Source organism: Sulfitobacter sp. SK012, assembly GCF_003352085.1.
Taxonomy (GTDB): Bacteria; Pseudomonadota; Alphaproteobacteria; order Rhodobacterales; family Rhodobacteraceae; genus Sulfitobacter.
On sequence record NZ_CP025804.1, the window covers coordinates 4,461,753 to 4,476,137 of the forward strand.

Here is a 14,385-nt window from a genome sequence, read left to right on the forward strand (position 1 = left end):
GCCAAGTGGGTAGCCGCGCACATTAACTTGGCTCAAGATATTCACCAGTAATTGGCCGTAGAAGTTATTGTTTCGAAAATTGAAACAATCGAGCATGTGATACATGCCTTCGTTGACAGGTAGTAAATAGTATGGATTACTCAACCTTAGGTTTATTGCCTTACTTGCTAGGAGACGGCCGTCATGACATGTACAAAACTGCTCGGCGCTATGAGCCTTTCCGCCTTGATCGCGACAGGTGCCATAGCAGCAACCATCGACGGCATTGACGAAGGCGGTGTATTTACCACCACCATTTCCGCTTCTGCCGGCGGCATCCCAACAAGTGGCCCTGCTGACCAACTCTCTTTGACGTTTGATTGGACTAGAACGCCAGCAGCCGGATACATCGACTTTACGCTCGAAGGCATCGGCAACCTGTTCCTCAGCAGCTATGCATTCTTTGGAGCGAACAATTCATTGAGCGACGTGACTGGGATCACCCTTGATTTGCTTAACGCTCCTGCCGGTGCAGCAACGAGCCGTCTGTCGAACGACACCAACTTCTGTGCGGCCGCTGCTGGCCTTGTCGCAGGCGATTGCAATCTGATCGGACCAACGGGCAGCACTTATGGTGTCAGCTTTACCCAACCAGGTGAATTCGCGTTTGAGAATCTTTCTACAGGCAGCTACCGCCTTGGGTTTTTTGATAGCTCGACCCCGGAAAACGCTCTTGCGACGTTCTCGCTCACCGACAGTATCGCAGTGGTTCCGCTGCCCGCGGGTGGCTTGCTTTTCATTGGCGCATTGGGTGCGCTCGTTGTCGTACGCCGCCGCAAGAAAGGCTGACACGGAGCATTCCATACCCTTGCGACACCAAAGACTGCCCTTTTCAGGGTAGTCTTTTTGCATATGATCTAGCTGCCTCTTGCGAGACCAGCAGCACCGCTATATCTGGGGCGCTATGAAAACCGTGTTTAACCAGACCGACCATAGCCGCCTGCGCGAGCGATTTTTCGGTGCAACCCGTTCCGTATGGGCACGGCAATAGACACATACTCGGATACCTACTGTTTCAACATTTCATACGGGAGAGGACCACATGTCCCCCAAAACGCTTTACGATAAAATCTGGGATGCCCACCTCGTGGACGAAGCCGACGACGGCACATGCTTGCTCTATATCGACCGCCACCTCGTGCACGAGGTCACAAGCCCCCAAGCCTTTGAGGGGCTGCGCATGACCAACCGCACGGTCCGCGCTCCCGACAAAACGATCGCGGTGCCTGATCACAATGTGCCCACCACGCTTGACCGTGCCAATGCGGCGACAATGACAGAAGACAGCCGCATTCAAGTTGAAGCGCTGGACAAAAATGCCAAAGATTTCGGCATCCACTATTACCCAGTGACAGACGTCCGTCAGGGCATCGTACATATCGTCGGCCCCGAACAAGGCTGGACCCTGCCCGGCATGACTGTGGTCTGTGGCGATAGCCATACAGCGACACATGGTGCATTTGGCTCACTGGCACACGGCATTGGCACATCAGAAGTCGAACATGTGCTCGCCACGCAAACACTGATCCAGAAGAAATCCAAGAACATGAAGGTCGAGATCACCGGCAAGCTACGCCCAGGTGTCACGGCCAAAGACATCACTCTGTCCGTCATCGGCGTTACCGGCACGGCAGGCGGCACCGGCTTTGTGATTGAATATTGCGGCGAAGCAATTCGCGATCTGAGCATGGAAGGACGTATGACCGTCTGCAACATGGCAATCGAAGGCGGCGCGCGCGCAGGTCTGATTGCACCAGATGAAAAGACATATGAATATTGCAATGGTCGCCCGCACGCCCCGAAAGGTGCTCAGTGGGAAGCCGCGTTGGATTGGTGGAAGACGCTTTATTCCGACGATGATGCACCTTGGGACGAGGTTATCACTCTCAAAGGTGAAGACATCGCGCCGGTTGTGACCTGGGGCACTTCGCCCGAGGACGTATTGCCCATCACGGCAAATGTTCCGGCGGCTGATGACTTTACCGGTGGCAAGGTTGGCGCCGCACAACGCTCGCTCGACTATATGGGCCTGACCGCTGGTACGCCTCTGACAGAGGTGGAAATCGACACTGTCTTTATCGGGTCATGCACAAACGGCCGCATCGAAGATCTGCGCGCCGCTGCTGAGATCATGAAGGGCAAAAAAGTCAAAGACGGATTGCGGGCCATGATCGTTCCGGGCTCCGGGCTTGTTCGGGCACAAGCAGAAGAAGAAGGCCTCGCTGAGATCTTCATCGATGCCGGGTTTGAGTGGCGCCTTGCGGGATGCTCTATGTGTCTTGCGATGAACCCAGACCAATTGAAGCCCGGCGAACGCTGCGCTGCCACGTCAAATCGCAACTTTGAGGGTCGTCAGGGACGTGGCGGTCGTACACACCTTATGTCGCCCGCCATGGCGGCAGCCGCCGCGATCACCGGCAAGCTGACGGACGTGCGCGATTTGATGTAGGTGCGGGCGACATTTTAAGACAAAAAACCGCCGGGCAAATTGCCCGGCGGATTCGTTTTACCAACACGATTTCAATGGCTGCACTCACCTAATATTGCGCGACATGGCTGCCGCTGTTCGTGTGACCGGACACTGATCGAAGTGTATGAAATGATTTAAAAAGAGCCACAGCGCGGTTATTGGCGGCGCACTAAACCGAGGCCCAACCTCTGCAGAAGCCCCTTTGACAAGTACGCCCAAGTTGAAATTTTCACTGATTAATGTATGATGTAGATGGGGGGCATATTTCACGGCCCTGTTTTTATAAGGTTTTATAAGGTGAAATAATGAAACTACTTTCAATTCTAGCTTGTGGTGTATTAACTATTTCAACTGTTCCAACAAATGCCGCTTCTGTACTGATATTTGGCGATCGATCAAGCGCCCAGAACAATGTGCAAGACGTTCTTGAGGCACAGGGCGACGTTGTCGTAAATGTGAGCCGAGCGGCAGTGCCGATGGATTTGAGTGTCTTCGATACAATTTGGTCGCTCAGCTTCAACAGCTCCTACGGTGCCGCTCTTGAAGACCAGATGATAAATTTCGTCGGCAATGGCGGTGGCCTCTATCTGACATTCGAACGGCCATGCTGCGAAGCAGCAAACGATAGCGTAGAGCGAATCGTGAATGCCAGCCTTTTGTCTGGTGGCGTCAGTGTCGGTGGCTTTGGCGACGTCGGTGGTACCTTTAGCTTCAATCCAAATGCAGTCGGAAACGTAGACGCCGACCTCGCGGTCGGCTGGGTTCCAAGTGCTCCGGGTCAAATCGGGGGTGTCGTCGGCAATAGTGTTGCCGTGTCATCGGATGTTACTGGTCGTGCAGTCGCCGCAGCATGGGATGAAGACGCCCTTGGATCAGGCCGGATCGCCGCGTTCGGTGATGTTGACTGGCTCAGCTCTATCAACGACGGAGAAGCGCAGGTTGTGAGGAATACCCAAGAATTCCTGTTCGATGGTTTCGTTGGTCCGAATCCCGATCCAATTCCAGATCCAGCTCCAAACCCGGTACCACTGCCTGCAGCAGGGTGGTTGTTGATTGCAGGTCTTGGTGGTTTGGGCTTCATCCGCCGCCGTCGCAAGACTGCCTAAGTATCGTCCTAGCAAGACTGGAGAGCCGCGCCTTTTGAAAAGGTGCGGCTCTATCCGTTTTATGGAAGGTTTTTTCAAAAATGAGCTCGTTACAACCCTAAATTGGTAGATTTTGGTTTTTGACAAGCAAGTTTCAACAGCCAGTTAGTTGAATTGGAAATAGCAATATTTTACTTTTTAAGTGCGTAATTATTACGCATTTTCGTGAGTCTTGGCATTCGAACAATGAGTTTTTTCAAAGGTAAGAGTGTTTAATGGTTCGTAAACTAGTTGGCTTGTTTCAGCCAAGAAGGGTAAAAATGAATATTTGAAAACAGCAGCACTGTCTGCAGCTGTGACAATGGTCACAGCATTTAGCGCTGGCGCGGTAACGGTCGACATCAGCAGCATTTCCGGAGTTTGGCAGAACGCAGTCATGACCTCTGGGTCAGCAACGGGCGAAAATACGGACGTCCTTGCGTGGAATGGTTTCAGCAATCCAGGCAGCAATTATACGCTCAACGCGGCGAGTGGCGGAAGTAATCTTTCGTCGCCTTTCGATCTAGGTGAGTTCGTCCACAACAACTTTGTGATCAACCTCAACAACGGTAGCCTTCTGAGCGCAGACTTGGCCATTTCCATCGCAGGATCTGTGAATGGGACGGCCTTTAGCATTGATCCGACTTTCTCGTTCACTCACATTGAGACACCTAACAACGCAAATCCTTGTGCGCAGGGCGGATCTGCCCCATGCGCTGACCTCGTGACCTTGGTCAATGCACAGGATCTGTCGCAAGTCTTTGATGTAGACGGGCAGGATTTTACGTTGACTGTGCTCGGTTTTGACACTGGTTCAGGGCCTTTTTCCAGCTTTCTGACTTCGGAAAACCAATCAAACAGCGCTACACTTAGCGCAAGCTTCAGCCTTGCAGAAGAAGTGCCCCCCGTTCCACTGCCCGCGGCTGGTTGGATGTTGATGGCTGGTATCGGGGGTATCGCCGCAACGCGCCGCCGCAAGAGCAAAGCAAAAACATAACTTAGCGACTTCGGTTAATAGGATGGCGGTGCTTCGGTGCCGCCATTTTCATTTGGGGATGCACTACGCAATCAGCCACGACGCATTGCAAGCAAGTCCATTTTGTTGCATCACCACCGCAAAAGGGAAATGCCCTGTCCAGGAGATACAACATGAACAAGTTCACCACACTCAGCGGTATCGCAGCCCCCATGCCTTTGATTAACATCGACACCGACATGATCATTCCCAAGCAGTTTCTTAAGACAATTAAACGCTCGGGTCTGGGTGTGAACCTCTTTGACGAAATGCGTTATGATGACGATCGCAACGAAATCCCCGATTTTGTTCTGAACATGCCGCAGTACCGCGATGCACAAATCATTGTGGCTGGGGATAACTTTGGCTGTGGTTCCAGCCGTGAACACGCGCCATGGGCGATTGCGGATTTTGGTATCACCTGCGTTATTGCGCCCAGCTATGCGGATATCTTTTATAATAACTGTTTCAAGAATGGCATTCTGCCCATCGCCTTGCCACAAGAACAGGTGGATGTGTTGATGAAGGATGCCGAAAAAGGCGCGAATGCACGGATCGAGATTGACCTCGAAACTCAGACCATCACGTCTTCGGACGGCGAGGTTTTCAAGTTTGAGGTCGACCCATTCAAGAAGCATTGCCTGATGAACGGCCTTGATGACATCGGCCTGACGATGGCAAAAGTTACTTCTATCGACAGCTTTGAAAGCACAGCGGCTCAAAGCCGCCCTTGGGTCTAATCACTCTTTCTTCTCGGCTCACAATACAATCATACTTTTAGTAGGTGGCAGGACGTCACCTACTAAATGTGGCGTACTGCCTTATTCTTGCCACCAAAATGATGCAAGAACGCACCACCCCTTCCTTCAAATTGTCGATTCACTGCAGTTAGATAGGCTCACGGTCTTGAGAATTAAGGCGAAAGAAGGCACAAATTGGGCAAGAATGAGGCAGGCTCCCAAACCCGGGGGCATCAAGTTGGGATAAGCACACGGCATCGTATCGTGGCTGGCCAGTTTGAAGGGATTGAAAAGTGATTGCACGGATGACAGGTGCCGCAATTCGCGGCCTCTTGGTCGCGCTAATGATTGTGACACCGGCACTGATGTTGCCGGGCGTAGTTTCTGACTCGTCGCAGATCGTTGTGCTTGTGGCCCTGCTGGCATCCCTCCTGACATTTGTTGAGTACAACTCAAACTTCCCCAGTATTGTTGAATTTCGCGATGCGGCTCCCTTCAATCGCCTCCGGTTCATCGCACTATTTCTGACGGTCCTGTTCCTGACGCTGATCCTGCGCGGCAAGACCGAACCGACAGCGCTCAGTGGGGCGCTAACTTCCATTGGCACGATTGTTGGCAACGCCATCGATTTCCCCTATTCACCCGTGCGCCTGGTCGTTTTGATGCTGCCTGACAACGCTCCACTTGAGACAGTCGCGTCCGTTCGGACATTTGCTGGGCTCTCTTATGTCATCTCCTTGTTGGCCATGACCGCCTTCCTCGTCTTGGTGCGGGTCATGAATTGGCCGACTCGCAATGGAGCCTTCAACGTCTGGGTCAACTTGCCGCTCTTTGACCCGACGGCTGGCGGCGATGTGCTTGACCGGCTGCAGCGCGACTCGCGGATAAATATCGCTCTTGGTTTCTTGCTGCCCTTTGTGATCCCAGCGGTAGTCAAACTGGCCGCCGATCTGTTAGACCCGATATCATTAGAGCATCCTCAGACCTTAATCTGGACACTCAGCGCATGGGCCTTCCTTCCTGCCAGCATGATCATGCGTGGCATCGCAATGGGCAAAATCGCCGACATGATCGAAGAAAAACGCCGTCGCGCCTATGCCGACGCACAGGGCGATATGCAACCGGCCTACTCCTAGGACTGCTCCTGTCGCTAACGACTGTTTCGGCTGAGCCCTTTCGGATTGCCACCTTCAACACGGAACTGTCGCGCAAAGGCCCAGGTATTTTGCTAGGTGATATCTTGCGTGGCGAAGACCCGCAGGTGATTGCCGCCCAAGATGCGCTCATCGCGACAAACCCCGACATCATTGTGCTGCAGAGCATTGATTTTGATCTACAAAACGCTGCGCTAAACGCATTTGCTGATGCTCTTGAACAACGCGGGTCTTCGTACCCTTACCGCTTTGCGCTTCGTCCAAATACCGGCATGCCCACAGGGGTGGACCTGAATGGTGACGGCAAGCTGGGCGGCGGTGACGATGCTCAGGGCTTCGGTAGGTTTTCCGGCCAAGGCGGCATGGCGATCCTGTCCCGTTTTCCGGTCCTTCAAGATAAGGTCACCGACCACAGCGGCCTTCTTTGGCGCGACATGCCAGGCAATCTTTTCCCGATGACGGATACCGGCCCTTTTGGCGGGGACGCCGCCTATGAAATCCAACGGCTGTCTTCCAAGGGCCATTGGGTTGTCCCCATCAGCACGCCAAATTTTGGGCCGATCAATGTAATGACGTTCCATGCGACACCTCCTGTCTTTGACGGTGCCGAAGACCGTAATGGTAGGCGCAATCATGACGAGGTCGCACTGTGGAGCCAGCTTCTGAAAGATCACTCCGATTTTGTGCTCCTTGGAGATGCGAATATTGACCCAGAGCGTGGCGAAGGCCGCAAGGCAGCCATCAACGCTCTTATCACGGACCCGCGCTTACAAAATCCGTTTCCCAATGCGCCCACCGCAAACTGGCCTGACCCCGGTCCGGGCGAGCTGCGTGTAGACTACCTGCTACCTTCAATTGATTGGAAAGTCGTCGATTTCGGCCTGTTTGCCGCGCCAAACGCCAGTCGTCATCTGCTTCTTTGGGCCGATCTAGAACCGACCGATCCTTGACCCTCCGCGCCCACCGCGCTAGGCCGCGAGCAACCTAATTTACAGGAGCGTACGCCATGGCCAATCCCACCCTTTTGATCCTCGCCGGGGACGGTATCGGACCCGAAGTTATGGACCAAGTCACCCGCGTCATCGACTGGTACGGAGCTAAGCGCGACATTGCTTTTGACGTAGAGCACGATCTGGTTGGCGGTGCGGCTTATGACAAGCACGGCACGCCACTGCATGATGACACCATGGCGCGAGCGCTTGAGGTGGACGCCGTGCTGCTTGGTGCTGTTGGTGGCCCCAAGTATGACGATCTGGACTTTTCGGTCAAACCTGAACGTGGCCTTCTGCGCCTGCGCAAAGAAATGGATCTCTTCTCAAACCTGCGCCCTGCGCAGTGTTTTGACGCCCTGGCTGACTTTTCATCGCTCAAGAAACATCTGATTGCCGGGCTGGACATTATGATCGTTCGGGAACTGACATCGGGCGTCTATTTCGGCGAACCGCGCGGTATTTTTGAAGAGGGTAACGAGCGGGTCGGCATTAACACGCAACGCTACACTGAATCTGAAATTGACCGTGTCGCGCGTTCTGCCTTTGAGCTTGCACGCCGTCGCGACAACAGAGTCTGTTCGATGGAAAAAGCCAACGTCATGGAAAGCGGCATCTTATGGCGCGAAGTCGTGCAGCGTGTGCACGACACAGATTATCCTGATGTTGAACTGAGCCATATGTATGCCGACAATGGCGCGATGCAGTTGGTGCGTGCCCCCAAGCAATTTGACGTCATCCTGACCGACAACCTCTTTGGCGACATTCTGTCTGATTGCGCTGCGATGTTGACCGGGTCACTTGGCATGTTGCCTTCCGCCAGCCTTGGCGCGCCTAATGCAGATGGTCGCCCCAAGGCGATGTACGAACCAGTACACGGTTCTGCGCCTGACATTACCGGGCAAGGCAAGGCAAACCCGATCGCCTGCATTCTCAGCTTTGCTATGGCACTGCGCTATTCTTTCGATCAGGGCGACGAGGCAACGCGCTTGGAGCAAGCAATCGAGAAAGTCCTTTCCGACGGTGCCCGCACTGCAGATTTGATGGGCCCCGAAGGCGGCACACCGATTTCGACCACGGATATGGGTGATGCGATCCTTGCAGCACTTGATGCCAGCCTCTGACGTTTAGCTTTCGTTTAGATAGAAGCGATATTGAGGGCGCCTAACAGCGTTGGGACCCTCAATGGTATCAAAACAGGAATGGGCGGCAGATCCGCTTGTGCAGGTTCAAAAGGCAATTGCACCTGTGCAATGGCTTGGACATGACCTGCTCATCAATGCGTCCCTAGGTATCGCACAAAACAAGGACACGCTGCTTCATTTTGAAACAGCCGCCAACATGCTGCGAGACAAGGGGCCACAATTGATGCGCGGCTACGGTGTGCACATCGCTCCGGCCGATCTTGATGCATTTGGCACTGCCGCTGATGAAGTAGATACTATTCGGCGGAGTTTTATCCAGTTCTTGGCCCGCCCCTACGAGACGCGCGCGGCGCAGGCCTTGCACCAGACACTTACCAAAGAGCTTTTGCCGACAATAGACACAGCCATTGATCGATATCGTGGACTTTTCATCAGCCTTGTCATTGAACGACAACACGCACAAAAAGCGCAGACCGTTGAAACCGTCAAGGGATTGGCGCGGATCAGCAAACAGATCTTTTTCATCTCAATAAACGCCTCTGTGGAGGCAGCCAGAGTTGGCGATGCCGGTCGCGGGTTTTTACAAATCAGCACAGATATTCGCGCTTTGGCACAATCTGCACAATCAGCGACGCAAGACTTGTCCAATCTGGTGGATGATACTGCCTGAGGAGTGATTCAAACGTCAGAATACCCCTAGTCGTACAGGCGCAGCGCATCGCCAACTTGCACTTTTGATGGTCCTTGAGACTGAATACAAAGCGACTTTGCGCGGCGCATTTGATGGCAGCCACTCACTCTCCTTGCCAGCCCCTCTTCCCTGATCCGACACAGCCGCCTAGAGTAAGCTATCACTCTAGGAAAGCCCAAATATGTCCGCCCCTCAGCCCTATATTGACGCCCTCAAGATCACCGAAACACTGCGCGTACCACATCCCAAAGGTCTGCCGCTGATAGATCTTTCTTTGAACGAGTCTCCTTTTGCCCCACCGCAAGCTGTTCTGGACGCCATCTGCCAGCGTGCGGCCCGAGGCAATAAATACGGTGATCCATTTTCTACCGATCTTCGCACAGCTCTGGCGCACACCTATAATCTCCCGATTGAGACAATCATCTGCGGCAACGGGTCCGAAGAATTGGTAGATTTAATTGCTCGCGCCTTTGTCCGGCCGGGTGACGAGATCCTGATGTCTCAAAATGGGTTCTACCAGTTCCAACTTATCGCGCACCGGTTGGGTGCCAAGGTCATCCGCGCGCCTGAATCCACGCTGACGGCAGATGTCGACAGCATCCTCTCCTGCGTTACGGACCGCACCAAGGTGATATACCTCGCTCTGCCCAACAACCCGACCGGCACGATGCCGACCGAAGAGGAAATACATCGCCTTATTGATGAACTCCCCTCTCATGTCGTGCTGGTTGCTGATCTCGCTTATGGTGAGTTTGTGGGGTTCGATTTCTGCCAACGTTTGCACGACCGCGTCGCTGATCACCCGAACCTCATAGTGACCCGGACTTTTTCCAAGGCGTTCTCGCTTGCGGCTTACCGTCTCGGTTGGTGCAATGTACCTGTTGCGATCGCCGCTGTGCTCAACACCTTGCGCGCCATCGCCAACGTGAACGCGCTGGCGCAGGTGGCCGGTATCGCAGCGCTAGAACATCGCGCATCCATTGTGGAAAACATCGACACTCTGAACCTCGAACGCACCCGTGTGACACAAGGCCTGCAAAGCCATGGCTACCGTGTTGAGCCAAGCCAAACCAACTTTATCCTTGTCACCTTACCGGCAAGCGATCCGCGCGACGTCGATGACTGGGGTGCCTATCTATATGCGCAGTCAGGTATTGTTCTGCGCCGTGTCCGCGAACCAGGCTTGCAGCATTATGCCCGCCTTTGCCTCGGTACCCCGGATCAAAACGGCCTGCTTTTGGAGCACGCCGGGAAATTCATCACCGATCCTTCGTCTGCGAACTAGCCCCATGCCCACCAACAGGACCCACTCATGACAAACCCCCATATTCTGGCCGAAGTGCTGCTCCCAACGCAGGAATTGCGCAAAGACCTGCCGTTTTACACCAAGACACTTGGCATGCGTCTGGAGAATATTTTCCCTGCTGATGACCCGTCGGTTGCCAGCTTTTCTGGCCACGGGTTGCGCCTACGCATTGAAAAGGGTGCCGACGTGCCGCCCGGCCACATTCGGATCCTGACAGATGATCCGGATAATTTTGCTGAAGGTGCACGGCAGCTAACCGCACCCAATGGCACCCAAATCACCGTTGTCCCGCTGACCCCACAGGTAGAGAATACCCAAACGCAACATGAGTTTGCTGTGCGGCGCTTACGTGATGAAGCACCTTGGGTGATTGGCCGCGCCGGGATGCACTACCGTGATCTTATTCCATCACGCCTAGGGGGCTCGATTATCGCCAGCCACATCCGCATCCCAGATGGCGGGCCGGTGCCTGACATGGTTCACTATCACACCGTCGGGTTTCAGCTCATCTATTGCTACAAGGGTTGGGTCGATGTTCTGTATGAAGATCAGGGTGAAGCTATCCGTCTCAATGCCGGAGATTGCGTCACACAGCCCCCCGGCATCCGCCACCGCGTTGTCGAAGCATCGCCTAACATCGAAGTGATCGAGATTGGCGTCCCGGCCGAGCACATCACCACGATCGATCATGAATTCACCCTACCCAACGGCACGGGCGATCCTAGTCGCGAATGGGAAGGGCAAATATTTGTCCATCACATCAAAGATGACGCCACCTGGTCGCCTTTCCGCATTCCCGGTTTTACCGCGCGTGACACGGGCATCGCAGCCGGAACCAAAGGTGTCGCTGGCATCCAGATCGCCCGACCAGATATAGGTGAGACGCCGCTTACCATGCACGATGCTGACATCCACTTCACTTTCGTAGTGGAAGGCCAGATGACACTGTCTGCTGAAGGCCAACAAGATCGTGACCTGCGGCCCGGTGACGCCTTTGTCCTCCCACCTAACATGGCTGCGCAGTACAGGGATTGCAGCTCAGATCTAGAACTGCTTGAGGTTGCTCTGCGCGGAGATTTCGCAACAACGGTAACAAGCTAAAGGGCACGATACTTTACATCACACGTTAGTTACCGATGCTTCTGGTCGGTTGATTTGGAAATGCTGCCAGACGACATTGAACCAGTCCCAGTTTACCGCAGAAGGCGTGACCCTATCGGGAACAAAACCTGTGACACTCGGACACCGCGGCCCATCGCGTGAGCGTGAAATGGTCTCCGTTGTAGAGTGTGTTCCTGGTCGAAACGGCTACGGAAGGCAGGTTGAACAGCTGCAAATACCTATAAACAAAGCATTTTCCTGAAGCGGAGCATGCCCCGTTTCCGCCGTCGAGAAAGAAAATGAAATGAAAAATCTCGACTCGATTGTTCAACCGACGGCCCGTCTCCTGCTTTTGCGCGTTGCCAACAAACTTCATCGCGGAGCTACATGTACGCAGCTTGTCCGTTAATTCGATTTCCAGTTGACCGTATCGCCTCATTGATTTTGTGAAGGTTTCAACGCTGCTTTGTGATCACTGCGCCTTCTGACGAGGAATTCTAATACGTCGCATCCGCAATTCAAAACGCGCTACGCCGTCGATCTTCTCGGAAACTTCGTCGAGGTGCTAAAGCTAGCGTGCTGATGTCGATGGTTCAGGGCCAGTTAAACGGGCCCGGAAGCGCCACAGATCTAAACTGTAGGAAGCCTTTGTTCAGTTCATTATCGCTCTCCAAATGCATTCTCAAGCGATCTACTGACCGGCTTGATCAAATAGGCTATTGCCGTTCTCTCACCAGTGACCACTTCAGCCGTAGTAACCATCCCAGCTTGAAGAGTACGCTCCCATTTACCAGATCCTATAGTTTCCTTGTTAAGCGAGACTGTAGCGCGGAAGAACTCGCGAGCAGATTTTGGATCTACCACTAAGCTAGGTGAAAAACTGGATATCTCTCCCGATACCTGTCCATAACGGCGAGCGTCGAAGGTGTCCATTTTCAGGGAAACAGTGTCACCCAAAAAGATGTGACCAATATCTGCAGGGTCAAACTCGATTTCAGCCATAAGGCGGGCTTTGGTTGGCAAAAGCTCAAAAATTATTTCGCCAGCGGTAACAACCTCTCCAAAATTTGGAAATGCGACAGCTTGAATGATTCCTGTTTCCGGAGCCCGAATTTCAAGATTTTTATTCCGTTCAACGAGCGCGCTCATGCGTACTGAGAGAGAGCCCATTTTCTGCTCTAATTTAAATATTTCAGCAATAAGAGTACCACGTAGGTTTAGGCGATCTTGGTCCATTAGAGCCCGAGCAGCGTTTAATTCCTTTTTAGTTTGAATTAGGCGGACGTCTACTTCAATCTGAGCAGCGTGCAATTGGTTCAGTTTATCATGTTGTTCATCGAGTTCTTTGATCGCAACCAACCCTTTGGCATGCAAAGTTTGTACACGGACAAGGCGAGCTTTGCGCGTATCTATGCGCTTGGCTGTCAAAATGCTTGTTTCTTTTTGAACGACTAGAGTTTGTTCTAATTGTTCAGCGACTTGAGCATGAATGGATTGCTGCGACGCGAAAACAATCAGACGAGACGCAGCGTACATTAGGCCATCTGCTCGCAGGTATTCAGTAGCGTCAGAAATAGAAACTGCCGAATGGCTCAGGGTCTCAACGATCCCTTTCAGGTTAGACAATTCATCTTGAGAACTCCTGATTTCCTCTTCGACGTCACCTATTAACTCACCCAAAGCACCTGACCTGAGAATGGCAAGAACCTGATGCCGTTCAACTTTCTCCCCTTCAGCAACTAATACGTCAAAGACTATGCCACCTTCGGAGGATTGAACCTGCCGATAACCTCCCATAGGCTTGAGTTTGCCGCTCGCCCTCGTCACTTCAGGAATCGTGGTTACAGAGGCAAGCCAAATGCTCAGCGTCAAGAATCCAACTATGGTCAAAATGACGGCCCTAGCAATCCTTGGACCACGCGCGTCATTTCGTATTTTGGAACGTTGAAAAACGCCTTTTCGGGCAAAGAGGGAATTCAAAGCCTTAATCTCCATTATTTTTGCCAAGCAAAGCGTGGATCTTTTTTGCGCCTGACGGACCGGTGTCGTTCACGATCAACCGGCCTTCGTCTAAAAAGATGTAGCGATCCGCCAACCCAATGATGTCTGGGTCTTGGGAAGCTATTATCATTGTTCTTTGCCCTTTGCTCCGGGTCAGGTTGTTAATCAAAGCCGTCCGCCTGGCGGAGTCGAGACCGTGAGTAGGCTCATTGAGAAGTAAGACTGAGCCGCCACGGGCAAAAGCGCGCGAAAGCGAAAGTGCGCGAAGCGTAGATGTCGTTAGCTTGTCTCGAAAGGCTTCTGATAACCGCGTGTGAATTCCATCGGGGAAAGCCGATATAATACCGCCGAGATTCATTCCGTTGAGAGATTGTGTGACTTGGGCCTTCGTCAGGCTGGGTGCCGCCAACCTAAAATTTTGAAAAACCGTTCCGTAAAATAGATCTGGTTGCGCGTATGTGACAGACTTTCGTAGATCGTCGACAGGAATTTGCCTGATATCGACGCCGCCCAGAGCTATGACTGAATCTGGTGTTTGGGGGATTTGAAGGTTGGCGGCGTATCTGGTTGATTTGTTGTTGCGAGACAGCAGCCCAACCGAAGGAGATAC

13 protein-coding genes are annotated in these 14,385 nt (G+C 53.0%); 11 read left to right on the forward strand and 2 right to left on the reverse strand.

The window, feature by feature from the left end:
• Positions 1-183: 183 nt before the first annotated feature.
• From C1J03_RS21735 to C1J03_RS21790, 11 genes are all read left to right on the forward strand, one after another.
• Positions 184-828: a VPLPA-CTERM sorting domain-containing protein gene (locus C1J03_RS21735; RefSeq protein ID WP_254694125.1), complete on the forward strand. Its 645-nt coding sequence runs from the start codon at positions 184-186 to the stop codon at positions 826-828.
• A 253-nt stretch (positions 829-1,081) separates the two neighbouring features.
• Complete coding sequence (gene leuC, locus C1J03_RS21740) at positions 1,082-2,488, forward strand: 3-isopropylmalate dehydratase large subunit (protein ID WP_114888481.1); 1,407 nt, start codon at positions 1,082-1,084, stop codon at positions 2,486-2,488.
• A gap of 326 nt (positions 2,489-2,814) precedes the next feature.
• Positions 2,815-3,615 (forward strand): VPLPA-CTERM sorting domain-containing protein, encoded by an 801-nt coding sequence (locus tag C1J03_RS25820; protein WP_254694126.1) that lies wholly within the window; start codon positions 2,815-2,817, stop codon positions 3,613-3,615.
• Positions 3,616-3,922: 307 nt separating this feature from the next.
• On the forward strand, positions 3,923-4,630 hold the full coding sequence (locus tag C1J03_RS21755; RefSeq protein ID WP_216825880.1) for a THxN family PEP-CTERM protein: 708 nt from the start codon (positions 3,923-3,925) through the stop codon (positions 4,628-4,630).
• Between the two features lie 152 nt (positions 4,631-4,782).
• The gene (gene leuD / locus C1J03_RS21760; protein WP_114888484.1) at positions 4,783-5,388 is read left to right on the forward strand and encodes a 3-isopropylmalate dehydratase small subunit; all 606 of its coding nucleotides are present in this window, start codon (positions 4,783-4,785) and stop codon (positions 5,386-5,388) included.
• Positions 5,389-5,681: 293 nt separating this feature from the next.
• A complete protein-coding gene (locus tag C1J03_RS21765) occupies positions 5,682-6,524 on the forward strand; it encodes a hypothetical protein (RefSeq protein WP_254694127.1) in 843 nt (280 codons plus the stop codon).
• 89 nt (positions 6,525-6,613) lie between these two features.
• Entirely contained in the window at positions 6,614-7,492 is an 879-nt protein-coding gene (locus tag C1J03_RS21770; protein WP_254694128.1) for an endonuclease/exonuclease/phosphatase family protein, read from the forward strand.
• Between the two features lie 56 nt (positions 7,493-7,548).
• Positions 7,549-8,655 carry a 3-isopropylmalate dehydrogenase gene (gene leuB / locus C1J03_RS21775; protein ID WP_114888486.1) on the forward strand — a complete coding sequence of 369 codons (1,107 nt, stop codon included), beginning with the start codon at positions 7,549-7,551 and terminating at the stop codon, positions 8,653-8,655.
• A 61-nt stretch (positions 8,656-8,716) separates the two neighbouring features.
• Positions 8,717-9,346 (forward strand): methyl-accepting chemotaxis protein, encoded by a 630-nt coding sequence (locus C1J03_RS21780; RefSeq protein WP_114888487.1) that lies wholly within the window; start codon positions 8,717-8,719, stop codon positions 9,344-9,346.
• A 202-nt stretch (positions 9,347-9,548) separates the two neighbouring features.
• Entirely contained in the window at positions 9,549-10,652 is a 1,104-nt protein-coding gene (locus C1J03_RS21785; protein WP_114888488.1) for a pyridoxal phosphate-dependent aminotransferase, read from the forward strand.
• 27 nt (positions 10,653-10,679) lie between these two features.
• Positions 10,680-11,774, forward strand: a complete 1,095-nt coding sequence (locus C1J03_RS21790) for a cupin domain-containing protein (protein WP_114888489.1) — start codon at positions 10,680-10,682, stop codon at positions 11,772-11,774.
• 660 nt (positions 11,775-12,434) lie between these two features.
• Here C1J03_RS21790 and C1J03_RS21800 read toward each other — a convergent pair.
• Both C1J03_RS21800 and C1J03_RS25495 read right to left on the reverse strand, forming a co-directional pair.
• Positions 12,435-13,769: an HlyD family type I secretion periplasmic adaptor subunit gene (locus C1J03_RS21800; RefSeq protein WP_114888491.1), complete on the reverse strand. Its 1,335-nt coding sequence runs from the start codon at positions 13,767-13,769 to the stop codon at positions 12,435-12,437.
• Positions 13,759-13,905, reverse strand: a complete 147-nt coding sequence (locus C1J03_RS25495; protein ID WP_162798632.1) for a hypothetical protein — start codon at positions 13,903-13,905, stop codon at positions 13,759-13,761. Before C1J03_RS25495 ends, C1J03_RS21800 begins: the two co-directional genes overlap by 11 nt.
• Between the last annotated feature and the right edge of the window lie 480 nt (positions 13,906-14,385).